Here is a 26,364-nt window from a genome sequence, read left to right as displayed (position 1 = left end):
CGTCTCTCGATAGGCGGGCCCGACACCCACCTGTCGCCTGGCCCCGACAGCCTTGCGACGAGTTGAAAACTACCGACGACTTACTTTCCGAACCCTTGTCAAAGTTGTCGCAGGCTTGGCTGTGGCGGGGTTATTGACATGTCCGAAGCGGAAATCAGATAAGCGTGACTGTAGGGCGATGTTATAGTCAAGCTTGAACGCTAACTTGCGGCCGTCGCAGCGGAAATCCGGCAACAAGCGTCACAGTAATTCATAGAACGCGGGTTGCTGCGCTGACGCCGCCGGGGAGGGGTGGGCAGCTCTACTGTGGCGTCTTGTCACAGCTTAAGTGTGCGCGGGCGTCGCACCCAAGCGTGGCCGGGCTGCGGCAGGCCGCCGCGAGCGGCGTGGCCGGGTGACGCAGACGGGGGCCTCAGACCGCCATGTTGTCGATCAGCCGCGTGCGGCCGATGCGGGCGGCGGCCAGGATCCGGGCTTCCCCCCTCCAGGCGGCCAGGGCCCAGACGGGCGAGGTCCGACGGGCCGCGCACCTCCACATAGTCGACCTGGTCGAACCCGGAGGCCTCGAGGGCGCGCACCGCGGCCTGCTCGACCTCGGCGATCGGCTCGCCCGCGCGGAGCCGGCTGATCGCCACCTTCAAGACCTGGTTGAGCTGCGCGGCCACCCGCTTCTGGCCGGCGTCGAGGTAGGCGTTGCGGGAGGAGAGGGCGAGGCCGTCGCCGTCACGCGCCGTCGGACCGCCCACGATATCCACCGGGATGTCGAGATCACGGACCAGCCGGCGGATCACCTGGAGCTGCTGGTAGTCCTTCTCCCCGAAGACGGCCACGTCCGCGCCGGCCTGCAGCAGGAGCTTGGAGACCACGGTGGCGACGCCGTCGAAGTGGCCGGGCCGGGCGGCGCCGTCCAACGGCTCGGAGACGCCGGCGACGCTGACCTTGGTCGCGAAGCCTTGCGGGTACATCTCGCCCACGGTCGGCGCGTAGAGCAGGTCGCATCCCACGTCGGCCAGCAGCTCGGCGTCGCGGGCCTCGGTCCGCGGGTAGGCGTCGAAGTCCTCCGCCGGCCCGAACTGGGTCGGGTTGACGAAGACGCTGGCGACCACCCGCTCGGCGCGGTCGAACGCCAGGCGGACCAGCGACAGATGACCCTCGTGCAGTGCGCCCATGGTGGGCACCAGCGCCACGCGTTCGCCGGCGGCCTTCCAGGCGCGGACCTGGGCGCGCAGCTCGGCGACCGTGCGGACGATGGGGAGCGGCGTCTCGGACATGGCCGGCTTATGGCCGAGGCTCCGGACCACGTCCATCGGCGCACGGCCAGGTGGGGTGGCAAACGGCGCGTTGACCCGACTCTGCCTCCTCGGTCACCTAGGCTCGGTATGGGCGGTGATTCCGCCGCCCCTCGGGAGCAACAGGCATGTCGCAGGCCAGCGTCATCGTCATCGGCAACGAGAAAGGCGGGGCGGGGGAAGTCCACCATCGCCATCCATATTGCGGTCGCCCTGCTGCACGGGGGCGCCAAGGTGGCGGTCCTCGACCTCGACCTGCGCCAGCAGACCATGGGCCACTTCTTCTCCAACCGGGCGAAGTGGCTGGCCGCGCACGGGGCCGAGGCGCCCATGCCGATCGAACACGCGATCAGCTCGGCCGGCGATGCGCTCGCCAAGGCGCCGGACGCCGAGCAACTTGCCCGCTTCGAGGCGGCTTTCGCCGAGGTGGCGGCGGCCGCCGACTTCGTGCTGATTGATACGCCGGGGGCCGACACCGCCATCAGCCGCTCGGCCCATTCGAAGGCCGACCTCATCGTCACCCCGATGAACGACAGTTTCGTCGACTTCGACATGCTGGGCGTCGTCGATCCGGTGAGCCTCGAGCTCACCCGCCACAGCCTCTACGCCGAGACCGTCTGGGCCTGCCGCAAGGAGCGCGCGACCCGCGACCGCAAGCAAATCGACTGGGTGGTGCTGCGCAACCGCCTGGCGCCCACCGAGGCCCGCAACCGCAAGCGCCTAGACGAACGCGTCAACGCGCTCTCCCGCAAGGTCGGCTTCCGTGTCGGCCCCGGCCTGCGCGACCGGGTGATCTATCGCGAGCTCTTCCCGTTCGGCCTGACCATTGCCGACCTCTCGCCGGCCATACGGCCGGTGGCGATGTCGCTGCAGCACGTGGCCGCCCGCCAGGAACTGCGCGCCCTGATGACGGCCCTGGGCTTCCAGGGGCTGGACGAGGCGGAGAAGATCGCGGCGGAGTAGCCGCATGCTTTATCTCGCGCTTGGGGCCGCCGCGCTCGCGCTCATCCTGATGGCGAGCCGTGGCAAGCCGATCCTGAAGCGGCGGGAGTGGCGGTTCCTCTCGGGCGCGTTCGCCGTGGCCGCGTTCGCAGGCGCGGCCTGGCTCTCGGTCAGCGGCCGCTGGGGCTCAGGCATCGTGCTCGTGGTCCTCGGCCTCTGGCTCGCCGTATCCACCCGCCGCACGGGCCTCGCGCCGGGACCCTCCAAGGGGCTGATGAGCCTGGAGGAGGCCCGCTCCATCCTCGGCGTCTCCGCCGACGCCACCCCCGAGCAGATCCAAGCCGCCTACACGCGCCTGATGCGCAGCGTGCACCCCGACAAGGGCGGCACGACCGGCCTGGCGTCCCAGCTCAACGCGGCGCGCGACCGGCTCCTCCGGAAATAGCGGCCAAAGAAAAAGCCCCGGGGCGACCCAGGGCTTTTCCGATCGGTATGTCTGGCGATCAGGCCTTCGGCTCGATCACCTGGCAGTCCATGCCCTTGGCCTTGATCGCCTTGCAGGCGGTCCTGGCCTCGCGTTCGGACAGACCGACGAAGCGCGAGCGGTAGCGGCCGGCGGCCTTGTCGGTGACGGGCTTGGCGCCGGCCACCTGCTTGCCGAAGCGCTTGCCGATCAGATCGATCTGCTCCTTGGCGTCCGAGCGGGCCTTGAAGGCGCCGACCTGGACGCCCCACTTCTCGGCGGGCGTGGCGGGCGCCGTCTTCCTGGACTTCGGCTCGACGACCTCGATCCGCGAGGTGCTGGGCGGCGGCGTAGCCGAGGCCAGCACGATCTTCAGGTCCTGGTCGCCCTGTTCGGTGCTGCCCTCGACCCGGCCCGACGGCTCAGGCTCGAACAGGTTCTGGGCGATGGTGATCTTCTCGCCGAGGTCGCGGCGCTTGATCACGTCGAAGCCGGTGACCAGCAGGGCCTCGGCGTTGTCGTCGCGGGCCCGCGTGGTCGGACCGCCCAGGACGACGGCGATCAGGCGGCGATTGTCGCGCACGGCCGAGACCGCGAGGTTGAAGCCCGAAGCGTTGGTGAAGCCCGTCTTCAGCCCGTCCACGCCGTACATGCGGTGCAGCAGGCCGTTGTGGTTGCGCAGCGTCTGGCCGCGGAAGACCATCTCCCGCTGGCTGAACAGCTTATAGTACTGCGGGTAGTCCCGCATCACCGCCCGCGACAGGATGGCGATGTCCCGCGCCGTGGAGACCTGGCGGCTGTCGGGCAGGCCCGACGCGTTGGCGAAGTGGGTGTTGGTCATCCCCAGTTCCTTCGCCCGCAGCGTCATCAGCGCCGCAAAGCGGCTCTCGGTGCCGCCCAGCTTTTCGGCCATGGCCACCGCGGCGTCGTTCGCCGACTTGATGGAAAGCGCCTGCATGGCTTCGGAGACCGAGATCGACTGGCCGGCCGGCACGCCGAGTTTGGTCGGCGACTGCGCCGCGGCCCTGGGCGAGAATATCACGCGGTCGTCGAGCTGGATCTTGCCCGCCGCGAGCGCCTCGAAAGTCAGATACAGCGTCATCACCTTGGTGATGGACGCCGGGTAGCGCGCGGCGTCGGCCCGCTTGGCGTAGAGCACCTCGCCGGTCTTCGCGTCGACGACGATCGCCGCATATTTGGTCTGCGAGGCGCTCGAGAGCTGCTGGAAGACCGGCTGGGCGTAAGCGGGGGGCGCGACCGTCGTGAAGGCGACGGCCACGGCGGCGCCGAGGGCTACGAACAGGCGGCGGGCGTGCTGGAACATGCTTCGTCCGTCGAATCAAAGGTTTGTGGCGGCCCCCCGCCGCCGGAATCCCATGTACCTTGCCCGAAGGACCCTTGCTGCACAGTAAACAAGGCTTGAACGAGCGCAAATGTCGCGCCTTGGCGCGTAGGCGCCTGGATTGTAGGCGCATGACGCTTTTGTGCAGTGCACAATTAACCGTTGACTGCTGCACTGCAACATGAGATAACCCTCGCGAGTTAGGGGACGTGTGTCCCGAGAAGTTGCAGTGCGGCAATACCGCCGCGTTCGCCCAACGCCCTGTCAGGAGTATCTCCGATGGCTGCCGCCGAAACCGTGAAGTCCACCGTCGATCAATTCACCGCCGCCTCCAACGTCGCCTTCAAGGACGGCGTTGAGAAGACCCTGGCCGCGCTGAACGAAGCCAACAGCCACTCCAAGAAGAACCTCGAAGCCGTCGTGGCCTCGGTGACCGCCGCCACCAAGGGCGCGGAAGCCCTGGGCGCCCAGGCGATGGCCTTCTCGAAGACCGCGTTCGACAGCCAGGTCGCCGCCGCCAAGTCGCTGGCCTCGGCCAAGAGCGTGCAGGAAGTGATCGAGCTGCAGACCGCCTTCGCCAAGGGTGCCCTGGAGACCTACATGGCCCAGGTCGGCCAGATGTCCGAGACCGTGTCCGGCTCGGTGAAGGACTCCATGAAGCCGCTCAACGAGCGCGTGACCGCCATGGTCGAGCGCCTGCAGGCCGCCCGCTAAGTCCGTTCCGGAGGCTTCTCCTCCCTGGCTTCCGGAAACGGGAAGGCCCGGACCTCGGTCCGGGCCTTTTCTCGTATGGGGGAGGGCGGTAGACCTGCGGCTATGTCCCAGGTCGAAGATCGTCTCGCTGCGCTCGGCATCACCCTGCCGAAGCCCAATCCCCCTGTCGCCAACTATGTGCCCTTCGTGCGCGCCGGCGACCTGCTGCACATCTCCGGCCAGGTGTCGGTCGACGCCGGCGGCGGGATCCGCGGCGTGGTCGGCGAGGACGTCGACGCCGAGACGGCCCGCGCCGCGGCGCGTCTGTGCGGCGTCAACCTGCTGGCCCAGATGCGGGCGGCCTGCGATGGCGACCTCGATCGCGTGGTCCGCGTGGTCAAGCTCGGCGGCTTCGTCCAGGCGGGGCCGGGCTTCTTCGACATCCCGCAGGTGGTCAACGGCTGCTCCGACCTCATGGTGGAGGCCTTCGGCGACGCCGGCCGCCACGCGCGCTCGGCCGTGGGCGTCTATCGCCTGCCGCTGAATTTCGCCGTGGAGGTCGATGCGGTGGTGCAGGTCTCGTGAAGAACCGCTTCGGCGAGGCCTGGGACCTCCTCTTCCACCCGCCGATCGCGCATCGCGGGCTGTGGACCCCCGATGGCCCGCCGGAGAACTCGCTGGGCGCCTTCAAGGCGGCCTGCGCCGCCGGCTACGGTATCGAGCTCGACGTCCAGCTCTCGGCCGACGGCGAGGCCATGGTCTTCCACGACGAGGACCTGAAGCGGATGACCGGCGCCGAGGGCCGGCTCACCGAGCGGACCACCACCGAACTCGCCGGACTGCGCCTCGCCGGGACGGACGAGCCGATCCCGACGCTCGCCGAGGCCCTGCGCCTCGTCGGCCGGAAGGCCATGGTGCATGTCGAACTGAAGACCCCGCCCGGCCGCGTGGGCCCCCTGGAGCAGCGGGTCCACGAGATTCTCGTCGACCACCCGGGCCCGGTCTGCGTCATCGGCTTCAACCCCTACAGCCACGCCTGGTTCGCCGAGCGCTTCCCGGGCGTGCTCCGCGGCCTCGACAGCTACGCCTACCGCAAGGCTCCGCACCTCTCCGACGAGCAGCGGCGGGCCTGGTCGAACCTCGAGCACGTGGCCATCGCCCGGCCGCACTTCCTGGCGCTCGGCCTCGACATGCTGCCGTCCGAAGCGGCTGCGAAGCACCGCGCGCAGGGGATGCCGGTGGTCGCCTGGACGGTCCGCGACCCCGGGCAGTGGGACGCCATCAAGGACGGATGCGACAACCTGATCTTCGAGGGCTTCCGGGCGTGACGTTGAAGCCGGCGGTGAAGGTCTGCCGCCGCATCGCCGAGGTGGGCCGCGACGGCTGGGACGCCTGCGCCGACAATCCCGCCTACGCCGGCAACCCCTTCATCCGCTTCGACTTCCTCAATGCCGCGGAGGAGGCGAACTGCGCGGTCGAGAAGACCGGCTGGGGCCCGCACCACCTGGTGGTCGAGGACGAGGCTGGCGCGGTGGCCGCGGTCATGCCGCTCTACCTGAAGTCCCACAGCCAGGGGGAATACATCTTCGACCACGCCTGGGCCGACGCCTACGAGCGGGCGGGCGGGCGGTATTATCCAAAGCTGCTCTCGGCCGCGCCGTTCACGCCCGCCACCGGCCCCCGGCTGCTGGTCCGGCCCGACATCGAGCCGGAGGAGGGCCGGGCGCTCTTGCTGGGCGGCGCCCTGGCGCTGTGCGAGCGCTACGAGATTTCCTCCCTGCACGTGAACTTCCCCGACGCCGAGGCGTGGCGCTGGATGGGCGCCCAGGGCCTCGCGCTGCGGGAAGGCCAGCAGTATCACTGGCTCAACGCCGGCTACCGCGACTTCGAGGACTTCCTGGCCGCGCTCTCCTCGGGCCGCCGCAAGACCATCCGGCGCGAACGCCGCGACGCCCAGGCCGGGCTGGAGATCCTCTGCCTCACCGGCGCGGAGATCACCGAGGACCACTGGGACGCCTTCTTCGGCTTCTACATGGACACCGGCTCGCGGAAGTGGGGCCGGCCCTACCTCACGCGCGGCTTCTTCTCGCTGCTGGGCGAGCGCATGGCCGACCGCGTCCTCCTGGTGATGGCCCGGCGTGACGGGCGCTGGATCGCCGGCGCGCTCAACCTGATCGGCGACGACTGCCTCTACGGCCGCAACTGGGGCTGCGTCGAGGACGTGCCCTTCCTGCACTTCGAGCTCTGCTACTACCGGGCCATCGAATGGGCGATCGGCCGGGGCCTGGCGCGGGTGGAGGCGGGGGCGCAGGGCCAGCACAAGATCGCCCGCGGCTACCTGCCGACGCCGGTCTATTCGGCCCACTGGATCGCCGATCCCCGCCTGCGCGAGCCCGTCGAACGCTTCCTCGCCCAGGAACGCGAGGGCGTGGAGCAGGAGATGGAGTGGCTCGCCGAGGCCTATTCGCCGTTCCGCGAGGGTTAGGACCGCGCCCAGGCCTGCTGAAGCAGCGCCTTCACGTCCTCGTCCACGTCCGCGGGCGAGGCGAGCGGCAGGACGGATTTCAGTCGTTCGCTCCAGCCCTCGTTCTTCGGCGGCTGCAGCCTCGGATCGGCGTCCGGTTCCACGGCCAGGCCCAGGCGTGCGCCGCCGGCCTTGGTCGGCCGCACCGAGGCGAACTGGAACTCCCTTGAGAAGGCGGTGAAGCCCTTCCGCTGGGCCGTGACGAGGTCGGGCAGCCCGGCGACGGCCGCCTCCACCGCCTCCAGGATCGCCCGTGACGCCGGGTCGGCCCAGAGCGCGTCGCGAAGGTTGTCGGGCTCGGCCCAGTGGGCCGTCTCCGGAAACGCCTTGCCCAGGATGATGCTCGCCCGGTTCGTCCCGATGCCGTGATGCGCCTTGAACCAGGCCTTGCGCGCGCCGGGCCTGGTTTCCGGGCAGGTGCGGGCGATGGCGACCCACTCCTCCAGGGTCTTGCCGGTCTCGCGCTCCATGCTCTCGAGGATGGAGGCGAACCACTTCTCCTGGCGCGTTGTCATGCTCGCAGGCTGGTCCGACATTTCCCACTCCGAGGCGATTTGCTACCCGTGGCCCCTTGAGTTTGAGGAGCGCCGGATGAGCCTGGACGGGACCTACGACGACGGCAACATCTTCGCGAAGATCCTGCGCGGCGAGATGCCCGCGGCCAAGGTCTTCGAGGACGACCATGTGCTCGCCTTCATGGACGTCTTCCCGCAGGCCAAGGGCCATACCCTGGTGATTCCGAAACATTCCCACGCCCGCAACCTCCTGGAGGAGGAGCCGCAGGTGCTCGCGGGCCTGATCCAGGGCGTCCAGCGGGTGGCCAAGGCGGTCCGCGCCGCGCTGAACCCCGACGGCATCGTCGTCACCCAGTTCAACGGCGCGCCCGCGGGCCAGACGATCTACCATCTGCACTTCCACATCATCCCGCGCTGGGAAGGCGTGGCCATGGGCCGCCACGCCGAGGGCGGCATGGCCGACCCGGACGAGTTGAAGGCTCTGGCCCAACAGATCGCCGCCAAGATCGCCTGAGCCCGCATGAGTCCGAGTACCGCGTTGCGTCCCGAGGTGCCGTTCGTCGAAGGCGAGGACCTCGAAGCCCATCTCGCAAAGGCCGGCCTCGATGCCGAGACCGAGGCCTTCTGCCGCTCGCTGGCGCAGAACGGCTACGCCCTGATCGACCTGGGCGACGAGGCGAGGGCGCTCTGCGACCTCGCCGTGGCCGACACCGACCGCCTGTTCGCCCGTCATCCGGGGGCCAACCGGATCCAGGACGCCTGGCTGCGGTCGAAGGCGGTCCGGCGGCTGGCCGCCTCGCCGAAGGTCGCCCGAATGCTCGAGGCCGCCTATGGCCGCAAGGCCTTCCCGTTCCAGACGCTGAATTTCCTGAGGGGCAGCCAGCAGGGCCTGCACCCCGATTCGATCCATTTCCACAGCGTGCCCGAGCGCTTCATGTGCGGGGTCTGGATCGCGCTGGAGGACGTCCAGCCGGAAGCGGGGCCCCTGGTCTATCTGCCCGGGTCACACCGGTTGCCGGTGATGACCATGCGCGATGCGGGCGTGAACGATCCGCGGCCGTCGCCCGAGCAATACGCCAGCCGCTTCGTGCACGGCTTCGCCGAGCGGCTGGCGGCGGCGGGCCTGCCCGACGAACGCGCCCTGGTGAAGAAGGGCTGGGCCTTCGTGTGGGCCGCCAATCTGGCGCACGGCGGCGCGCCGGTGACCGACCCGGCCTCCACCCGCCGCTCGCTGGTCGTCCACTGGTACTTCGAGAACTGCCTCTACTACACGCCGATGACCTCGGACGTGGAGGGCGGGCGGCTCTCGCTGCGGATGCCGGCCAATGTCGCCACCGGCGGCTGGGAGTGGCCGCGCAAGGCGGGCCGCGCGGTCTATCCCGGCAAGACGCCGCTGCTGGCGGCGATCCTCAAGCGCGTCTTCAAGCCGCTGCACATCTCCGAGGGCTAGCAAAAAGCCCCGGGCTCGCGCCCGGGGCTCTCTGGCGTCTCGAAAGGCGGGACGCCTTAGTCGGTGAGGGCCGGCGTCGCATCCTCGGCCGGGCTCTCGATCACCGGAGCGCCGCGCTCGCGCGCATCGCCCTCGATCTCGAAGCCGAGCTTGCCGTCCTTCAGGATCACGCGGACGTGGCCGCCCTTCACCAGCCGGCCGAACAGGATCTCGTCGGCCAGCGGCTTCTTGATGTGCTCCTGGATGACCCGGCCCAGGGGGCGGGCGCCGTAGAGCTCGTCGAAGCCGTTCTTAGCCAGCCAGTCCGCCGCCTCGTCGTCCGTCTCGATGGTGACATGGCGGTCCGCGAGCTGGGCCTCGAGCTGCATGATGAACTTCTGCACCACTTGCCGGATGATCTCCGGGGTGAGCGCGTGGAAGTGCACGATGGCGTCCAGGCGGTTGCGGAACTCCGGCGTGAACAGCCGCTTCAGCGCCTCGTCCACCTCGTCCTCGGCCTTGCCGCGGCCGAACCCGATGGAATTGCGCTGGGCGTCGGACGCGCCGGCGTTGGTCGTCATGATCAGCACGACGTTCCGGAAGTCGATCTTCTTGCCGTTGGAGTCGGTCAGCTGACCGTGGTCCATGACCTGCAGGAGGATGTTGTAGACGTCCGGGTGAGCCTTCTCGATTTCGTCCAGCAGCACGATCGAGTGCGGGTGCTGGTCGACCGCGTCGGTCAGCAGGCCGCCCTGGTCGAAGCCCACATAGCCGGGAGGCGCGCCGATCAGGCGGCTCACCGTGTGACGCTCCATGTACTCCGACATGTCGAACCGCAGCAGCTCGATCCCGAGCGTGGCGGCCAGTTGGCGCGCCGTCTCGGTCTTGCCGGTGCCGGTCGGGCCGGTGAACAGGTAGCAGCCGATCGGCTTGTTGGCGTCGCGCAGGCCGGCGCGGGCCATCTTCATGGCCGACGACAGGCTGTCGATGGCCTCGTCCTGGCCGTAGACCGCGCGCTTCAGGTCGCTTTCCAGCTGCTTCAGCGCCTCGGTGTCCGACTTCGAGACCGACTTCGGCGGGATGCGGGCGATCTTGGCGACGACGCCTTCGATCTCCTTGAGCCCGATCACCTTCTTCCGCTTGCCCTCCGAGAGCAGCATCTGCGAGGCGCCGGCCTCGTCGATGATGTCGATCGCCTTGTCGGGCAGTTTCCGGTCGGTGATGTACTTGGCCGACAGCTCCACCGCCGCCTTAATGGCGTCGTTGGTGTACTTCAGCTTGTGGAAGTCCTCGTAGTAGACCTTGAGGCCTTTCAGGATCTTGATCGTGTCGTCGATCGTGGGCTCGTTCACGTCGATCTTCTGGAAGCGCCGGACGAGGGCCCGGTCCTTCTCGAAGTGCTGGCGGAACTCCTTGTAGGTCGTGGAGCCCATGCAGCGGAGCGTGCCCGACGCCAGGGCCGGCTTCAGCAGGTTCGAGGCGTCCATGGCCCCGCCGCTCGTCGCGCCGGCGCCGATCACCGTGTGGATCTCGTCGATGAACAGGATCGCGTCGGGGTGGTTCTCCAGCTCCTTGACGACCTGCTTCACGCGCTCTTCGAAGTCGCCGCGGTAGCGGGTGCCGGCCAGCAGCGCGCCCATGTCGAGCGAGAAGATGGTCGAGCCCGCGAGCACGTCGGGGACCTGCTTGTTGATGATCTTGCGGGCCAGGCCCTCGGCGATGGCGGTCTTGCCGACGCCCGGGTCGCCGACCAGCAGCGGGTTGTTCTTGGTCCGGCGGCACAGCACCTGGATGGCGCGTTCCACCTCGGCCATGCGGCCGATCAGCGGGTCGACCTTCCCCTGCTTGGCCTTCTCATTGAGGTTGACGCAGTAGGCCTCGAGCGCCTCGCCGCCGGTCTTGACGGTGGGCTTGTCCTCTTCCTCGGCGCCCTTGACGGGCTTGGCCTCGGACGAGCCGGCCTTCTTGGCGATGCCGTGGGCGATGTAGTTCACCGCGTCGTACCGCGTCATGTCCTGCTCCTGCAGGAAGTAGGCGGCATGGCTCTCGCGCTCGGAGAAGATGGCGACCAGCACATTGGCGCCGGACACTTCTTCCCGGCCGGACGACTGGACGTGGATCACCGCGCGCTGGATCACGCGCTGGAAGCCCGCTGTGGGCTTGGCGTCCTCGCCGTCGTCGACGACCAGCGAGCGGAGCTCGTTGTCGACGTAGTTTGTCAGGGTGGTGCGCAGGGCGCCGAGATCGACGTCGCAGGCGCGCATGACGGCGGCCGCGTCCTCGTCGTCCACCAGCGAGAGGAGCAGGTGCTCCAGAGTGGCGTACTCATGCTTGCGCTGGTTGGCGTAGGCGACCGCGCGATGAAGGGACTCTTCGAGCTGACGCGAAAATGAAGGCAAGAGCCTCTAATCCTTTTCCATTGTGCACTGCAGCGGATGCTGGTGCCGACGTGCCGTATCAACGACCTGGGCCACTTTTGTTTCCGCCACTTCGTAGGTGAACACGCCGCAGACCCCGACACCGTGCTGGTGTACGTGCAGCATGATCCGAGTCGCGTCTTCGCGCGACTTATTGAAGTACTGCTCAAGAACATAAACGACGAACTCCATCGGGGTGTAGTCGTCGTTCAGCAGTAAAACCCGGTACATGGCGGGTTTCTGCGTCTTGGGCTTTGTTTGCGTGATCACCGCCGATCGAACGCCGGCGCCCGAGTCACCTTGTTTGCGTTCGCTCATCGAACGGATCTCCTGGCGAAGCCTGCGCCCCGCCTGCTCAGGATTAGATATGGAAAGTTTTGCCATTTGCTAGGGTCGAATTGTCACGCTCAGGACAGGCGCCTCCGATGATGCCCACCAGCGCAGCTGGCGCTGCACGCGCGTTCATCAATCCTCCTTGAGCGCCGCCTTTGCACGCAAAATCCGTCCGGATGTGACCGCATCGGCCCCGAATCGGGCCCGCAGCGTGTCGAGGGTCTTCTCCGACGCCAGCGCCCGGCGCTCCTCGCCGGCGAAGAAATCGCCCTCCACGGCGTCGGCCTCCACGAGCTCGGCCATGCCGATCCCGATCAGGCGATAGGGGGTGCCGTCCGCTTCTTTGGCCAGGAGCTCGCGCCCGACGGCGAACAGCGTCTTCGCCGTCTGGGTCGGCACGGCGATGGTCTTGCGCCGGGTGATGATCCGGAAGTCCACGTGCCGCAGCTTCAGGGTGACGACCCGGCCGGCGATGCCGTCCTTGCGGGCGTGGCGGGCGACCTTCTCGCAGAGCTGCGCCAGGACGTCCTCCAGGTCGCCGAGCTTCGTCAGGTCCTCGTTGAAGGTGGTCTCGGCGCTGATGCCCTTGCGCTCCTCGCGGGGATTGACCGCCCGGTGGTCGCGGCCGTGGGCCAGCTCGAAGAGGCGCAGGCCATGCTGGCCGAACCGCGCGGCGAGGTCCTTCGGCTCGGCCCGCGCCAGGTGGCCGACGGTGCGGTAGCCGGCCTTCTCCAGCGAGGCCACCATGGCCGGCCCGACGCCGGGCAGGATGCCCACCGGCCGGGGCGCCAGGAAGTCGGCGGCCTCCGTGGCCCCGATCACCGAGAAGCCGCGCGGCTTGTCGAGGTCCGACGCGATCTTCGCCAGGAACTTGTTGGCGGCGAGGCCGATGGAGACCGTCAGCCCCGTCTCGGCCTCGATCCGGGCCTGCAGCCGGGCGAGCGTCAGCGCCGGCGGCGCGCTGTGCAGCCGCTCCGTGCCCGAGAGGTCCAGCCAGGCTTCATCGAGGCTGAGGTTCTGGATCAGCGGGGTCAGCTCGCCCGCCATCCCGAGGATCCGGCCGCTCTCGTGGCGGTACTTGGAGAACTCCGGCTTGATGATCACCGCCTCGGGGCAGAGCTTCAGCGCCTTGAACATCGGCATGGCCGAGCGCACGCCGGAAATGCGGGCGATGTAGCAGCAGGTGGTGACCACGCCCCGCTTGCCACCGCCGACGATCACCGGCCGGTCGCGCAGCTCGGGGCGGTCGCGCTTCTCCACCGAGGCGTAGAAGGCGTCGCAGTCCATGTGGGCGATGGAAAGCCGGTCGAGCTCGGCGTGGGCCACGATCCGCGGCGAGCCGCAGGCCAGGCAGCGGCGCACGCCTTCGTCCCCGGTCCAGAAGCAGTCGCGGCAGAACGCCTTCATGCCGTGGAGGTTACCTGATTTGTTCCGCGCGCGCTCAGCGCCGGATCGCCGCCTCTATGGCGTCGGCCAACTCGGCCCAGTCGTCGATCCTCGGATGGCGCTCGGAGCGGGGCGCCAGCGGCCGCAGCCGCTCGTCGGCCACGTGCTGGAAGGTCGCCACGCGGGGCGCGTGCTCGGCCACCGAATCGAGGTTCGGCAGCAGGTCGTCGACGAAGGCGGCCGGCTGCGGCGTCTGGGCGACCAGGCCTGCGGTCACCGGCCCCTTCGGACCGGTGTTCAGGATCAGCGCATTGGGCAGGCCGTGGCGCTTCAGCCAGGCGCCGCGCAGTCGCTCGGCCTGGGGCGGGGCGTTGGAGAGGATCAGGATGCCGGCATGGCGGCCGAGCTTCGCCAGGGCGTCGACGGCGCCGGGCGTCGGCTCGATCTCGCCGCAGTGGGTGGCGAAGAAGCCGTCGAACAGGATCTTGCCCTCGGCGATCGGCAGGTGATCGGCCGCGCCCGGCCGGTAGATATTCTGGAAGAGGGCGAACCGGTCGACCCGGAACTCGTAGCCCTGGCCGGCCAGGTAGTCGCCGAACCCCTTCATGAACAGGCCCAGAACCTCGTCCACGTCGACGATGACCAGCGGCCGGTCGGGGGAAAGTCCAAGGTCGGAAAGGCGTGGAACGGAAGTCAGGATAGGGTCTGCCAAGGCGCGGTCCGGACGGGGCTAACGAAGTTTAAGGATATCCGTGTGATGAACGGGCGAGAGGTGGGGCGGGTCCTTGCGGGCCGGTCCCAGAAACAGCGTCGGGTCCCGAATGGCCAAGAAGGTCCTCATCGTCGAGGATAACGAGCTGAACATGAAGCTCTTTCATGACCTGCTCGAAGCCCAGGGCTACGAAACCCTGCAGACCCGCGAGGGTCTCGCGGCGCTGTCGCTCGCCCGCGAGCACAGGCCGGACCTGATTCTCATGGACATCCAGCTGCCGGAGATCTCGGGCCTCGAGGTCACCAAGTGGCTGAAGGAGGACGAGGAACTCGCCTCGATCCCCGTGGTCGCCGTCACCGCCTTCGCCATGAAGGGCGACGAGGAGCGGATCCGCGAGGGCGGCTGCGAGGCCTACATCTCCAAGCCGATCTCGGTGTCGCACTTTCTCGACACCATCCGCCGGCTGCTGGACTAGGTCATGAGCGCGCGAATCCTTGTCGTCGACGACATCGAGGCCAACGTCCGCCTGCTCGAGGCGAAGCTGTCGGCCGAGTACTACCGCGTGCTCACCGCCGCCGACGGCCCCACCGCACTCGCCATGGCCGCGGCCGAGAAGCCGGACATCATCCTGCTCGACGTGATGATGCCGGGCATGGACGGCTTCCAGGTCTGCCGCCGGCTGAAGGACGATCCCGAGACCCGCCATATCCCGGTGGTGCTGGTGACGGCCCTCGACGGCCGCACCGACCGCGTGGCCGGCCTCGAGGCCGGAGCCGATGAATTCCTGACCAAGCCGATCGACGACGTCATGCTGTTCGCCCGCGTACGCAGCCTGACCCGCCTGAAGGCGGTAATCGACGAACTGCGCGAGCGCGAGGCCTCCGGCCGCCGCATGGGCCTGATCGGCGGCGCGGTCAGCCGCATGGGCGGCACCGGCGGCCGCATCCTCATTGTCGACGACCAGGAGCGCCAGGCCCGGCGCGTGAGCGTCGAGCTGTCCATCGAGCACCGTCCGGTGGTGGAGCAGGACCCTGAGAAGGCCCTGATGACCGCCCGGGGTCCGGTGGACCTGGTCATCGTCAACATCAACGCCAAGACCTTCGACGGTCTTCGCTTCTGCGCCCAGTTGCGATCGGACGAGGCGACCCGCAACGTGCCGGTGCTGGCCATCGTCGACTTCGACGAGCGCGCGCGGCTGGTGAAGGCGCTGGAGATCGGCGTCAACGACATCCTGGCCAAGCCGATCGACCCGCAGGAGCTCTCGGCGCGCGCCAAGACCCAGATCCGGCGCAAGCGCTACACCGACTACCTGCGCGACAACCTGGACCACTCGCTGGAGCTGGCGGTCACCGACCAGCTCACCGGCCTGCACAACCGCCGCTACATGACCGGCCAGCTCGAGGCGCTCACCGAGCGCGCGGCGCACGGCGGCAAGCCGGTGTCGCTGCTGGTGCTCGACATCGACCACTTCAAGAAGATCAACGACAGCTTCGGGCACGACGTGGGCGACGAGGTCCTCAAGGAGTTCGCCGTGCGGCTGGCCTCCAACGTCCGCGGCATGGACCTTCCGGTCCGGTACGGCGGCGAGGAGTTCGTCATCGTCATGCCGGATACCCAGCTGATCGACGCCCGGCGGATCGCCGAGCGCATCCGCCTGCACGTGGCCGGCTCGCCGTTCCGCGTCATGGGCGGCCGCGAGCTGCTGTCGGTGACCATCTCCATCGGGGTGGCCGTCACCCTGCCGGGCGAGGAGACGCCGCAGTCACTCCTCAAGCGGGCCGACGAGGCCCTCTACGAAGCCAAGGCCAGCGGCCGCAACCGCGTCATCGCCCACGCGGCCTAGACTGCTACGGCTTGTCTAGACCGAGAGTCTGTACCGCAGCGCGGTATTTCGCCATGTCAATGGCGTAGGCAATGCCCACATCGAAATAGTCCCACTCTGGTCGGGTTCTAAACGAAGTAGTTGAGAAGGCGCCTGTATTAGGTGCGACATATTCCGTCTTGAAGACGCCTGGGCTGCCAACTTCCTTTGAAAAACGCTTCTGCTCAATGAATTTAGCTTGGTGGCCTTCAATGCTTAGCGGAAGTCCAAATTGTTCTACAAATGCACGCAGAACATCAATTGGCTCTTCCGCCTCTTCCAAATTCACATACTTCGGGTGTACCCACCAAGCAGACTGGGGCACGAGATCAATACCTCTCCGGGTCGTTTGGACTAGAAGCCAATAGGGGCCAATCGCCGGCCGATTGTGCATCTCCCGCACGAAAAGCGAAAACATGTCGCCTTCGTCTTCAGGGGCGGAATCCAGCATTAGGTGCTGCAGATCGCTGGGGGATTGAATGGTCTTCTCGACGATCCGCCTTGTTACCGCGAACGGCCTAAATTGCCGGAGGAATTCATCTTCAAGGACAATCCTGTAGGCGCTGCTGGGCAGCCGACCCGCCGTACCCATGCGCTCTAAAATCTGAGCGGGGGATCGATTCTCCAGCGCAATATCTCGCAATGCGTCGCCTAAAAACCTATCGATCTTGGCCCTTGCGGCCGAGCTACTTGCATCAGTGATGTGCAGACGGCGATGCAATTCACTTAATACGGCGTCAGCTTCCTTTGGATACTTCGAGATGAGCGGGTTTTCGCCCTTAAGTCCCGGAGCCGAAGCTGAGGCGAGCGTTGCAGCCGCAAGTACCTGAGCGGCAGTGTCACGATCGAGATCTTTAAGCGCGTCTAGCACGGCCATGGCTCGATGATTTGGAACTCTCCGTCGCGGAGATCTGTGATAATGTATTCTGGCTCTCTACTCGCGCGCTTCTCGCGCGGGACAAGTTGAACGCGATCCTTAACTGACGCAAATGGTATCACATATATAAGCGGTCGCCACTCCTTTGGTGTGGAATGGTTCATCACAGTAATTATCTCGTCGCGTTTATCTTGAGTGATTTCACCGGCGGTGGCCCATTCAACTGCAAGCGCGCTGAGGGTTGCCTTCCATGCCGCAATTCGAGCGTCTCCACCGTCTTCCGCTGTAACGGCTCTATGTACCGTTCGGTAGATGGATACCGGGTCCGAAGAGGGCGGTTGACCGGCACCGACAGCGTACTTGGGAAGCGCGGCTCCTTCGAAAGCGGGGCTGCACCACACATAGTGAACACCTCCGCGAAAGAGGCACTGAATCCAGTGCTTCATGTGGGGATCCGTTGACCAAAGTACGAGCGGCTCCGACGCTGTACCGCCCGTGCTCGTTGAAGGGTTCCCCGTTAACGGCAATCTCAGGCCTGCTTCTTCTCTCAGGGCGGCTCGATCCAATGCACAGTTTGCGTCAATCTGGGCATAGCGCAAGCGTGAGAAGGTAGACCCAGAACGCAAAACGCCCGGCGGTGAGGCCGGGCGCTTCGAAATCTCGCTAAGCGCGATGGCTACTTGATCTTGCCTTCGCGGAACTCGACGTGCTTGCGCACGATCGGGTCGTACTTCTTCAGCACCATCTTGTCGGTCTTGGTGCGGGCGTTCTTCTTGGTGACGTAGAAGAAGCCGGTGTCCGCAGTCGAGTTCAGGCGGATCTTGATGGAGGCGGGTTTCGCCATGGGTCTCGTCCTCGGGCGGGGCCAAAGCGGATACGCACCGCCGGCGGGTGTTCTAAAGAGCGGCGGAAAATACGAATCCCGGGCCGGAAGTCAACCGCTACAGGTGAACCGGGGCCATGGTCCCCCCGCCGGAAGCGCAGATAGGGCTTCGGCCGTGTCGGGTCTTCGGTGCGCGCGAGCGCCTCGCGCAGCATGTGCCGCGTGACGGACGGCAGCGGCATGTCCCTGGTCGCCTCGGGCTCCAGCCAGGCGATCTCGTCCAGCTCGCCGCAGTCGGGCTGGCGCTCCAGGCTGATCAGCCGCTCGGCGTCGGCCAGCAGGAACCAGGCGTCGAAGCGCTTGCCGACCATCGGCGGGGTCACCGCCCGGCCGACCACCTGCAGGGCGTCGAGGTCGGGGAGGGCGCCCCTGGGCCAGGAACGGCCGCCAGGGCCCAACCCCGGGCCGCGTGGGGGCCTTGCGGGCCAGCAGCAGGCCGGCCTCCTCCCAGGTCTCCCGGATGGCCGCCAGGGCCAGCGCGCGGCCCTGGCCGGGCCGGAGGTGAGCGTCGAACACCGCCTGCTCGCCGGGCTTCAGGTCGCTGGCGAAGGGCGCGCGATAGTCGGCGCGCTCGATACGGCCGCCGGGGAACACCCAGCGGTCGGGCATGAAGCTGTGCCCGCCATGCCGGCGGCCCATCAGCACGCGGGGCTTCGGCCCGTCGCGGCGGATGATCATCACTGTCGCCGCGCTCTTCGGCCGGACCGCCTTCTGGCCGGCGATGCGCGGCGGCCCTTCGGGCTTGAAGCCGGGCGGATCGGGCGGGTCGTCACTCATGCGAACAACTGTATGACCCGCCGCCGAGGTGAGGGAAGGGCGCCGTGGCGTAAGGCCGCTAGCGGCGCTTGCCGCCGCCCATCTTCTTCTTGCGGCCGGTCTTGATGCCCGGCGGGCGGCCGCTGCGGGGCGGCTTGGGGCCGCCGGGACGCCGGTCGCCGCGGGCCCGCACGCCGAGCCTCGGCCGCGGCGCATTGCGGTCGGGCGGGGCAGGATCGCTCAGCATCTCGAACAGCAGGCCGCCGGTGCTCGGCGTCGCCTCCTCCAGCTTCACCTGCACGGCCATGCCGAGGGGCCAGCGGGCGCCCGTCCGCTCGCCGACCAGGGCGTGGGCCCGGTCGTCGTGGACGAAGTACTCGCCGCCCAGCCGCGACACCGGCACCAGGCCGTCGGCCCCCGTCTCCAGCAGGCGCACGAACAGGCCGAAGCGGGTGACGCCGGTGATCTTCCCGGCGAACTCGGCGCCGACCCGGTCGGACAGGAAGGCGGCGATATAGCGGTCGGTGGCGTCGCGCTCGGCGGCCATGGCCCGGCGTTCGGCCGCCGTGATGATCTCGGCGGTGTCCTTCATGTGGGAGATGTCCCAGTCCGAAAGGCCGTCCTCGCCCAGGCCGAGCGCGCGCACCAGCGCCCGGTGGACGATCAGGTCGGCGTAGCGGCGGATCGGCGAGGTGAAGTGGGCGTAGCGATCGAGGTTCAGGCCGAAGTGGCCGATGTTCTCGGTGGCGTAGACCGCCTGCATCTGGGTGCGCAGGACCACCTCATTGACGATCTCGGCGTTGGGCGTGTCGCGGGTCTCGTCCAGCAGCCGGTTGAACCGGTCGGTGCGCACGGTCTCGCCCTTGGTCCAGGGGATCGCCAGGGTGTGGAGGAAGTCGGCCAGCGCCTGCACCTTCTCCGGGCTCGGGGCGTCGTGGATCCGGTAGATCAGCGGCGAGCGCTTCTGCTCCAGGGTCTCGGCGGCCGAGACGTTGGCCTGGATCATCATCTCCTCGATCAGCCGGTGGGCCTCCAGGCTGGCGCGCGGCGTGATCGAGGCCACGTCGCCCTCGCGGTCGATGATGATCTTGCGCTCCATGCTCTCGATGGCCAGCGGCGAGCGGGCGTCGCGGCCCTTCTTCATGACGCCGTAGGCGGTCCAGAGCGGGCGGATGATGCTGTCGGCGATCGGGCCGGTCTTGTCGTCGGGATTGCCGTCGGCGGCCGCCTGGGCCTGCTCGTAGGACAGCTTCGCGGCCGACCGCATCAGGCCGCGGACGAACCTGTGGGACCGCTTGCGGCCGGTGGCGTCGAACACCATCCGGACGGCCATGCAGGCCCGGTTCTCGGCCTCGCGCAGCGAGCACAGGCCGTTGGAGAGCCGCTCGGGCAGCATCGGCTCCACCCGGTCGGGGAAGTAGACGCTGTTGCCCTTGTCCCGGGCCTCCTTGTCGAGCGCGCTATTCGGCCGGACATAGGCGGCGACATCGGCGATGGCGACCCAGACGACCCAGCCGCCGGGGTTCTTCTCGTCGTCGTCCGGCTGGGCGTAGACCGCATCGTCGTGGTCGCGGGCGTCGGCGGGATCGATGGTGATGAAGGGGACGTCGCGCAGGTCCTCGCGGCCCGCCAGGGTCGGCGGATCGGCGGCTTCCGCCTCGGCTTTGGCGGCCTCGCTGAAGCCGGTCGGGATGCCGTGGGTGTGGATGGCGATCAGCGAGGCGGCGCGCGGCTCGTCCTCCCGCCCGACCACCTCCAGCAGCTTGCCGCGCTTGGGTCCGTAGCGCTGTTCGGCCGTGCCGACCTGGGCCAGCACGAGGTCCCCGTCGCGCAGGGTCTCGGCTTCGTGCGGCGGCAGGATCAGGGTCTCCTTCGACCGACGGTCGACGGGCTCGACGCGCGTCTCGCGGCGGGCCTTGCGGATCACCCCCCAGGACCCGGTGGGCGCTCTGGCCCAGCCGCTTGATCAGCCGGGCCTCGAAGGCGCCGCCGTCCTGGCGGACGAAGCGGACCAGCAGCCGGTCGCCGAGCCCCGGCGCCTGGCCGGCCTCGGCCTTGCGATCGGGGGCCAGCAGCATCAGCGGCGCGTCCGGAGCCTTGGTCAGGCGCACCAGCAGCTCGCCGTCGGGATCTCGCTCGATGACGTCCACGACGCCGACCTCGGGCAGGGCGCCGGTCTCCGCGAAGCCCTTGCGACCGCGCTTGGCCAGCGCGCCGCTTTCCTCCAGCTCCTTCAGCATCTCGCGCAGCGCCCGGCGGTCTGCGCCCTTCAGGCCGAAGGCGCGGGCCATCTCGGCCCGATCGGTTTCGCCCGTCTCGCGGACGTACTTGATCAGCGTCTCGCGGTCGGGGAGCCCTTGCGGGAATCGCGCGGCTTTCGGGATGCGGGGTCGGGCCATGGTCTTGCCTTAGCACGAACGCCGCGCCGCGCGGGCGGTTCGCGGCTCAGCTTTCCAGCAGGAAGTCGCCCATGGCCGGCGTGGCGGCGCGGTCCTGGATCATGAACAGGTGGCCGCCCTCGAACACGGCCAGCCGGGCGCCGGGGATCCGCGCCGCCATCCGCTCCTGGATCGCCAGCGGTGCGATGCCGTCGTAACGGCCCGCGGCGATCAGCGCCCGGCAGGCGATGTCGGGCAGCCGGTCCCAAGTGTCGTGCCGCGCCCGCGCCTCGAGCTGCCGGTGCGCGCCCTCGGCCCGGCCGGGCTCGCCGGCGAACGGGTCGGCGGCGGTCAGCTCGACGAGCTTGGCGTACTGGTCCGGGTGGGCCTCGGCCCAGGCGGCGTCGCGGCGGGTGTCGGAGATCGGGATCATGTGCCGGGCGCGGGCCTCGCCCTTCAGATGCTCGATCTCGTGGAAGGGATAGGACGACCCGCCCGCCCCGCCGGGCGAGGTGCAGGCCAACACCAGCCGGCGGATGCGCTGCGGATGCCGGAGCGCCAGCTCCTGCGCCACCATCCCGCCGAACGAGACGCCGATGACGTGGGCGGTGTCCCAGCCCAGGTGATCCAGCAGGCCCGCCGCGTCGTCGGCATATTGCGCCATGGAATAGGCGACGTCCGGCTTGTCCGACTGGCCGAGCCCCCGCTGATCGTGGGTGACCATGTCGAACCGCCGGGGCAGGGGGCCGTCGAACTGGTTCGGCTTGTTCCGGAGGTCCGCGCCGGTGCCCGAGATGAACAGCAGCGGCGGACCGGAGCCCGCGCGCTCGTAGTACAGGTTCAGGCCATTGATGCGCGCCGTCGGCATGCAAACTCCGCTCATCCCGGCGAAAGCCGGGACCCAGGCTGAGTCTGCAAGCTAGCCCGGCAGCCGGGTGAAGTCCGCCCCGCCGTCTGGATCCCGGCTTTCGCCGGGATGAGCGGTCGGGGGCTAGGCTTCCGCCTTGGCCCTCTTCGCCGGGGCCTTCTTCTTGGCCGCCGCCTTCTTCGCAGCCGGCTTCTTGGCGGCCGCCGTCTTCGGCTCGGCCTTGGCCTTCGTGGCGCGCGCGGGCTTCTTCTTGCCGCCGCCCTTCGCTGCGCGCTCGGCCAGCAGGGCCACCGCCTCCTCCAGCGTCACCGCCGTCGGCTCCTTGCCGCGCGGCACGTTGGCGTTGGTCGAGCCGTGCTTGATGTAGGGCCCGTAGCGGCCGGAGAGCACGCGGACCGGTTGGCCGTCGGCCGGGTGGGCGCCCAGCTCGGCCAGCGCCGCGGCCTCGCCGCGTCCGGCGCGGCCCGCCCGCTTCTCGGCCAGGGCCGCCACGGCGCGATTCAGTCCCACCTCGAACACCTCGTCCACCGACGACAGGTTCGCGTAGGTGCCGGCGTGCTGCACGAAGGGTCCGTAGCGGCCGATGCCGGCCAGGATCATCTGCCCGTCCTCGGGGGTGGGGCCCCACCTCCCGCGGCAGGCGAAGCAGGCGCAGGGCCTTCTCGAGGTCCATGTCCGGCGCGCTCCAACCCTTGGGCAGGCTGGCCCGCTTGGGCTTCTCGCCCTCGCCAAGCTGCACGTAGGGGCCGAACCGGCCGCTCTTCAGATAGACGGTCTCGCCGGTCTCGGGATCTGTCCCGAGCTCCCGGTCGCCGTTCTCGCCGCCCTCGGCGTCCTCGGCCTGGGCGATCGGGCGGGTGTAGCGGCACTCCGGATAGTTCGAGCAGCCGACGAACGGTCCGTAGCGGCTGGTCTTGAGGCTCAACCGGCCCGAGTTGCAGGTCGGGCACGTCCTCGCGTCCGAGCCGTCCGGCCTCGGCGGATAGAGGAAGGGCGAGAGCGCCTCGTCGAGATTGTCGAGCACCTCCCGCGTCCGCAGACCGCCGATCTCCTCGGTCTTGGCGTGGAAGTCGGTCCAGAACTCGCGCAGCAGCACCTTCCAGTCGAGGTCGCCGGCCGAGACGAGGTCGAGCTTCTCCTCCAGGTCGGCGGTGAAGTCGTACTCCACGTACTTGGCGAAGAACGCCTCCAGGAACACGGTCACCAGCCGGCCCTTGTCCTCCGCGATGAAGCGGTTCTTCTCCATCCGGACGTACTCGCGGTCGCGCAGCCGTTCCAGGATCGAGGCGTAGGTGGAGGGGCGCCCCGATGCCGAGCTCCTCCAGCTTCTTGACGAGGCTCGCCTCGGAGTAGCGGGGCGGCGGCTCGGTGAAGTGCTGGTCGGCCTTGGCGGCGGCGACCTTCGCCGCGGCGCCCTCGGCCACCTGGGGCAGGCGGCCGCCTTCCTCGTCGTCCGGATCGTCGCGGCCTTCCTCATAGACGGCGAGGTAGCCGTCGAAGAGCACCACCTGGCCGGTGGCGCGCAGACCGGTCTTCCCGTCGCTGCTCTCCAGGTCGATGGTCGTGCGCTCGATGCGGGCGCTTTCCATCTGCGAGGCGATCATCCGCTTCCAGATCAGCTCGTAGAGCCGCCCGAGGTCGCCTTCGAGGCGCAGCTTGCCAGGGTTCCGGGCCAGGCTGGTCGGCCGGATGGCTTCGTGGGCCTCCTGGGCATTCTTCGCCTTGGTCTTGTAGATCCTGGGCGCGTCGGGAACGTACTCGCGTCCGTAGAGCCCGCCGATCACCACGCGGGCCTCGTCCAGCGCCTCGGGCGCGGCCTGCACGCCGTCGGTTCGCATGTAGGTGATCAGGCCCACCGTCTCGCCGCCGATGTCGACGCCCTCGTAGAGCTTCTGGGCGGCCTGCATGGTCCGCTGGGCCGAGAAGCCGAGCTTGCGCGAGGCCTCCTGTTGCAGGGTCGAGGTGGTGAACGGCGGCGGCGGCGAACGGCGGGCCGGCTTCTTCTCGACCGCCTGCACCTTGAAGGTCGCGGCCTTCACCGCGTCGCGGGCCGCGAAGGCCGCGGTCTCGTTGCCGAGATCGAACTTGGTGAGGCGCTTGCCCTCGTGCTTGACCAGCCGGGCCTTGAACGGGTCGCCGCCGGCCGAGACATCGGCCTCGACGGACCAGTATTCCTGGGTCCGGAAGCGCTCGATCTCGAACTCGCGGTCGACGATCAGCCTGAGCGCGACCGACTGGACGCGGCCGGCCGAGCGCGAGCCGGGCAGCTTGCGCCACAGGACCGGCGAGAGCGTGAAGCCGACCAGGTAGTCCAGCGCGCGGCGGGCCAGGTAGGCGTTCACCAGCTCCATGTCGAGCGCCCGGGGATTCTTCATCGCCTCGGTGACGGCGGCCTTTGTGATGGCATTGAACACCACCCGCTCGACGGCGATGTCCTTCAGCGCCTTCTTCTTCTGCAGCACCTCCAGCACGTGCCAGGAGATGGCCTCGCCCTCCCGATCCGGGTCGGTGGCGAGGATGATCTTGTCGGCGCCCTTAAGGGCCCCCGCGATCTCCGCCAGGCTTTTTCGTGCCGCGGGCGCTCACCTCCCAGGACATCGCGAAATCGTCCTCGGGACGGACCGAGCCGTTCGCCTCGGGCAGGTCTCTCACGTGACCGACCGAGGCGAAGACCTTGTAGCCCGAGCCCAGGTACTTGTTGATGGTCTTGGCCTTGGCCGGGCTCTCGACGACGACGACGTTCATATTCTTATGGGTGGCCTTCCGCGGGCGAGGGGCCCGGATCAAAGAGCGCGGAAGGTGGGGGGCGGCGCCGGGGCGCTGTCAACGGGCCTCGGACGCACGCCGGAACGGCGCCCGCCGCTTCCCCCCTACGGGGGAAAGAAGACCCCGCGGCATTCTCATCCCCGCGCCACCATGCCGCCGGGCTGCAGCTCGGCCCGGCCGGCGAGCGCCAGCTCGACGAGGGCGGCGAACACGGCGGCGGGCGGGCCGCCGGCGGCGCGGGCGATCTCGTCCCGGCTGACCGGGGTGGGGGGAGAGGAGGGCGGCCACCGTCTCGCGCAGCCGGTCGTCGGGCTCCGGCGCCGGGGCGGGCGAGTAGCGTGGCCCGGGCTCGCGGAAGCCGCGCAGGCCCTCGAGCGCGCGCAGCACGTCCTCGGCCCCCTCGCAGAGGGCCGCGCCCCTGGCGGATCAGGTCGTTGCAGCCCCTGGCCCGGGGATCGAGCGGCGAGCCCGGCACGGCCAGCACCTCGCGCCCCTGCTCGGCGGCCAGCCTGGCGGTGATCAGCGAGCCCGACTTCAGCTCGGCCTCGACGACGACCACGGCCTGCGACAGGCCCGAGATGATCCGGTTGCGCCTCGGGAAGTCGCGGGCGACCGCGGTCCGGCCGGGCTCGCTCTCCGAGACCACACAGCCGTCGCGGGCGATCCGGCCATAGAGCTCGCCGTGCTCGGGCGGATAGACGTCGTCGATCCCGCCGCCCAGCACCGCCACCGTGCCGGTGGCGAGCGCCGCCTCGTGGGCTGAACCGTCGATGCCGCGCGCCATACCCGAGACCACGACGAGGCCGGCTTCGCCCAGTTCGGCGGCGAGCCCGCGGGCGAACCGCTGGCCGGCGGCCGAGGCGACCCGCGCGCCCACGATCGCCACCGAGGGCCTGTGCAGCAGTTCCGCCTTGCCGCGCGTCCAGATCACCGGCGGCGGGGGGATCGAGCGCGGCCAGCTGTTGCGGGAAGTCCGCTTCGCAGGCGCAGATCAGACGCGCCCCGAGCCCGGCGCCGGCCGCGAGCTCGGCTTCCGCCTCGGCTTCGGCCGGAATCTTGATCGGGTCGATCCGCCCGCCGCGGCGGGCGAGGTCGGGCAGGGCGGCGAGCGCGAGGCTGGCCTCGCCGAAGCGCTGGATCAGCTGGTCGAAGGTGACCGGCCCGACGTTCTCGGTCCTGGCGAGCCGCAGCCAGTCGCGGCGCTGGGCGTCCGAGAGCGTCCGGCCCACCTAGGCGTCCGCGTCCTTCTTGGACCCGCCGATCCGCGGCTCCTCGCCATGGAGCAGGCGGCGGATGTTCGGGGCGTGGCGGATGTAGACCAGGATGGCCATGAAGAAGGCGAGCCAGGCGATGGCCGTCGGCCGGCCGAAGACGAAGACATAGACCGGGGCCAGGGCCACCGCGACGAGCGCCGCCAGCGACGAAATCCGGAACAGGAAGGCCACGACGAGCCAGGTCGCGCCGGCCGCCAGGCCCACGGGCCAGGCCGCCGCAATGAGGGTGCCGAAGAAGGTCGCCACGCCCTTGCCGCCCTTGAACCCGAGCCAGACAGGATAGAGGTGGCCGAGGAACGCCGAACCGCCGGCGATCGCCATCAGCAGCGACTGGGCCTCCAGGGTGGCGTTCTGGCTGATCAGCCAAGCGATGAACACCGCCACCGCGCCCTTGCCGCCGTCGCCCACGAGCGTGATCGCCGCCAGGTCCTTGCGGCCGGTCCGGAGCACATTCGTCGCCCCAATGTTGCCGGAGCCGATCGAGCGCACGTTGCCCGCGCCGCCCAGCCGCGTGGCGATCACCCCGAACGGGATCGAGCCCAGCAGATATCCGCCGAGCGCCATCGCCGCCATGAGCAAGAGGCTCTGAGACATGTCCGTTTCCCCCAAGACCTGCGCCTTGGTAGCCCGCATCGCCGGGGCGCGTCACCCCTGGC

General features: G+C 68.9%; 20 protein-coding genes and 5 pseudogenes. 10 read left to right on the top strand and 15 right to left on the bottom strand.

Annotation, left to right across the window (positions count from 1 at the left end; translation table 11 throughout):
* Window positions 1–412: 412 nt before the first annotated feature.
* Window positions 413–1,271 (bottom strand): annotated as a pseudogene (gene panC, locus LRS04_RS22785) (pantoate--beta-alanine ligase).
* 146 nt (window positions 1,272–1,417) lie between these two features.
* Between panC and LRS04_RS22780 the strand changes: the two are divergent.
* Together LRS04_RS22780 and LRS04_RS22775 are read left to right on the top strand one after the other, a co-directional pair.
* Window positions 1,418–2,252: pseudogene (locus LRS04_RS22780) on the top strand (division plane positioning ATPase MipZ).
* A 4-nt stretch (window positions 2,253–2,256) separates the two neighbouring features.
* The gene (locus LRS04_RS22775; RefSeq protein WP_257818341.1) at window positions 2,257–2,676 is read left to right on the top strand and encodes a DnaJ domain-containing protein; all 420 of its coding nucleotides are present in this window, start codon (window positions 2,257–2,259) and stop codon (window positions 2,674–2,676) included.
* 58 nt (window positions 2,677–2,734) lie between these two features.
* Here LRS04_RS22775 and LRS04_RS22770 read toward each other — a convergent pair whose 3' ends face one another.
* Entirely contained in the window at window positions 2,735–4,018 is a 1,284-nt protein-coding gene (locus LRS04_RS22770; RefSeq protein ID WP_257818340.1) for a D-alanyl-D-alanine carboxypeptidase family protein, read from the bottom strand.
* A gap of 297 nt (window positions 4,019–4,315) precedes the next feature.
* Here LRS04_RS22770 and LRS04_RS22765 point away from each other — a divergent pair, with 297 nt between their 5' ends.
* From LRS04_RS22765 to LRS04_RS22750, 4 genes are all read left to right on the top strand, one after another.
* Window positions 4,316–4,750: a phasin family protein gene (locus LRS04_RS22765; RefSeq protein ID WP_257818339.1), complete on the top strand. Its 435-nt coding sequence runs from the start codon at window positions 4,316–4,318 to the stop codon at window positions 4,748–4,750.
* A 102-nt stretch (window positions 4,751–4,852) separates the two neighbouring features.
* A complete protein-coding gene (locus LRS04_RS22760; RefSeq protein ID WP_257818338.1) occupies window positions 4,853–5,314 on the top strand; it encodes a RidA family protein in 462 nt (153 codons plus the stop codon).
* A complete protein-coding gene (locus LRS04_RS22755) occupies window positions 5,311–6,057 on the top strand; it encodes a glycerophosphodiester phosphodiesterase (RefSeq protein WP_257818337.1) in 747 nt (248 codons plus the stop codon). The genes LRS04_RS22760 and LRS04_RS22755 overlap by 4 nt, the downstream gene beginning before the upstream one ends.
* Window positions 6,021–7,214, top strand: coding sequence for a GNAT family N-acetyltransferase (locus LRS04_RS22750; protein WP_257818336.1), 1,194 nt, complete (start codon window positions 6,021–6,023; stop codon window positions 7,212–7,214). The genes LRS04_RS22755 and LRS04_RS22750 overlap by 37 nt, the downstream gene beginning before the upstream one ends.
* Here the strand turns inward: LRS04_RS22750 and LRS04_RS22745 are convergent.
* A complete protein-coding gene (locus LRS04_RS22745; RefSeq protein ID WP_257818335.1) occupies window positions 7,211–7,789 on the bottom strand; it encodes a DUF4287 domain-containing protein in 579 nt (192 codons plus the stop codon). The genes LRS04_RS22750 and LRS04_RS22745 overlap by 4 nt on opposite strands.
* Before the next feature lie 55 nt (window positions 7,790–7,844).
* Between LRS04_RS22745 and LRS04_RS22740 the strand changes: the two genes are divergently transcribed.
* The gene (locus LRS04_RS22740) at window positions 7,845–8,282 is read left to right on the top strand and encodes an HIT family protein (RefSeq protein ID WP_257818334.1); all 438 of its coding nucleotides are present in this window, start codon (window positions 7,845–7,847) and stop codon (window positions 8,280–8,282) included.
* A gap of 6 nt (window positions 8,283–8,288) precedes the next feature.
* Window positions 8,289–9,218, top strand: a complete 930-nt coding sequence (locus LRS04_RS22735; RefSeq protein WP_257818333.1) for a phytanoyl-CoA dioxygenase family protein — start codon at window positions 8,289–8,291, stop codon at window positions 9,216–9,218.
* A 56-nt stretch (window positions 9,219–9,274) separates the two neighbouring features.
* On the opposite strand, the gene clpA is transcribed toward LRS04_RS22735, so the two are convergent.
* The 4 genes from clpA to LRS04_RS22715 all read right to left on the bottom strand — a co-directional run bounded on the left by clpA (window position 9,275) and on the right by LRS04_RS22715 (window position 14,045).
* Window positions 9,275–11,596 carry an ATP-dependent Clp protease ATP-binding subunit ClpA gene (gene clpA / locus LRS04_RS22730; protein WP_257818332.1) on the bottom strand — a complete coding sequence of 774 codons (2,322 nt, stop codon included), beginning with the start codon at window positions 11,594–11,596 and terminating at the stop codon, window positions 9,275–9,277.
* A 6-nt stretch (window positions 11,597–11,602) separates the two neighbouring features.
* Complete coding sequence (clpS, locus tag LRS04_RS22725) at window positions 11,603–11,932, bottom strand: ATP-dependent Clp protease adapter ClpS (protein ID WP_257818331.1); 330 nt, start codon at window positions 11,930–11,932, stop codon at window positions 11,603–11,605.
* Between the two features lie 147 nt (window positions 11,933–12,079).
* Complete coding sequence (locus tag LRS04_RS22720) at window positions 12,080–13,354, bottom strand: DNA polymerase IV (protein WP_257818330.1); 1,275 nt, start codon at window positions 13,352–13,354, stop codon at window positions 12,080–12,082.
* Between the two features lie 34 nt (window positions 13,355–13,388).
* Window positions 13,389–14,045, bottom strand: coding sequence for a hypothetical protein (locus tag LRS04_RS22715; protein ID WP_257818329.1), 657 nt, complete (start codon window positions 14,043–14,045; stop codon window positions 13,389–13,391).
* A 109-nt stretch (window positions 14,046–14,154) separates the two neighbouring features.
* Between LRS04_RS22715 and LRS04_RS22710 the strand changes: the two genes are divergently transcribed.
* A complete protein-coding gene (locus LRS04_RS22710; protein ID WP_257818328.1) occupies window positions 14,155–14,520 on the top strand; it encodes a response regulator in 366 nt (121 codons plus the stop codon).
* 3 nt (window positions 14,521–14,523) lie between these two features.
* A complete protein-coding gene (locus LRS04_RS22705; protein ID WP_257818327.1) occupies window positions 14,524–15,888 on the top strand; it encodes a PleD family two-component system response regulator in 1,365 nt (454 codons plus the stop codon).
* A gap of 4 nt (window positions 15,889–15,892) precedes the next feature.
* Here LRS04_RS22705 and LRS04_RS22700 read toward each other — a convergent pair whose 3' ends face one another.
* From LRS04_RS22700 to plsY, 8 genes and pseudogenes are all read right to left on the bottom strand, one after another.
* Window positions 15,893–16,783, bottom strand: a complete 891-nt coding sequence (locus LRS04_RS22700; RefSeq protein ID WP_257818326.1) for a hypothetical protein — start codon at window positions 16,781–16,783, stop codon at window positions 15,893–15,895.
* 676 nt (window positions 16,784–17,459) lie between these two features.
* On the bottom strand, window positions 17,460–17,627 hold the full coding sequence (gene rpmG, locus LRS04_RS22695; RefSeq protein ID WP_257818325.1) for a 50S ribosomal protein L33: 168 nt from the start codon (window positions 17,625–17,627) through the stop codon (window positions 17,460–17,462).
* A 90-nt stretch (window positions 17,628–17,717) separates the two neighbouring features.
* Entirely contained in the window at window positions 17,718–18,443 is a 726-nt protein-coding gene (locus LRS04_RS22690; protein ID WP_257818324.1) for an NUDIX hydrolase, read from the bottom strand.
* Between the two features lie 58 nt (window positions 18,444–18,501).
* Window positions 18,502–20,821: pseudogene (rnr, locus tag LRS04_RS22685) on the bottom strand (ribonuclease R).
* 46 nt (window positions 20,822–20,867) lie between these two features.
* Window positions 20,868–21,668: an alpha/beta fold hydrolase gene (locus LRS04_RS22680; protein WP_257818323.1), complete on the bottom strand. Its 801-nt coding sequence runs from the start codon at window positions 21,666–21,668 to the stop codon at window positions 20,868–20,870.
* A gap of 123 nt (window positions 21,669–21,791) precedes the next feature.
* Window positions 21,792–24,413: pseudogene (gene topA, locus LRS04_RS22675) on the bottom strand (type I DNA topoisomerase).
* A gap of 155 nt (window positions 24,414–24,568) precedes the next feature.
* Window positions 24,569–25,663 (bottom strand): annotated as a pseudogene (gene dprA, locus LRS04_RS22670) (DNA-processing protein DprA).
* Window positions 25,664–26,302, bottom strand: a complete 639-nt coding sequence (gene plsY, locus LRS04_RS22665; RefSeq protein WP_257818322.1) for a glycerol-3-phosphate 1-O-acyltransferase PlsY — start codon at window positions 26,300–26,302, stop codon at window positions 25,664–25,666.
* Window positions 26,303–26,364: the final 62 nt, after the last annotated feature.

The organism is Phenylobacterium sp. J367 (genome assembly GCF_024699985.1).
In the GTDB taxonomy this organism is placed as follows: Bacteria; Pseudomonadota; Alphaproteobacteria; order Caulobacterales; family Caulobacteraceae; genus Phenylobacterium.
Note: the sequence above shows the minus strand (reverse complement) of the source record. Positions and strands in the feature narration are given on the sequence as shown.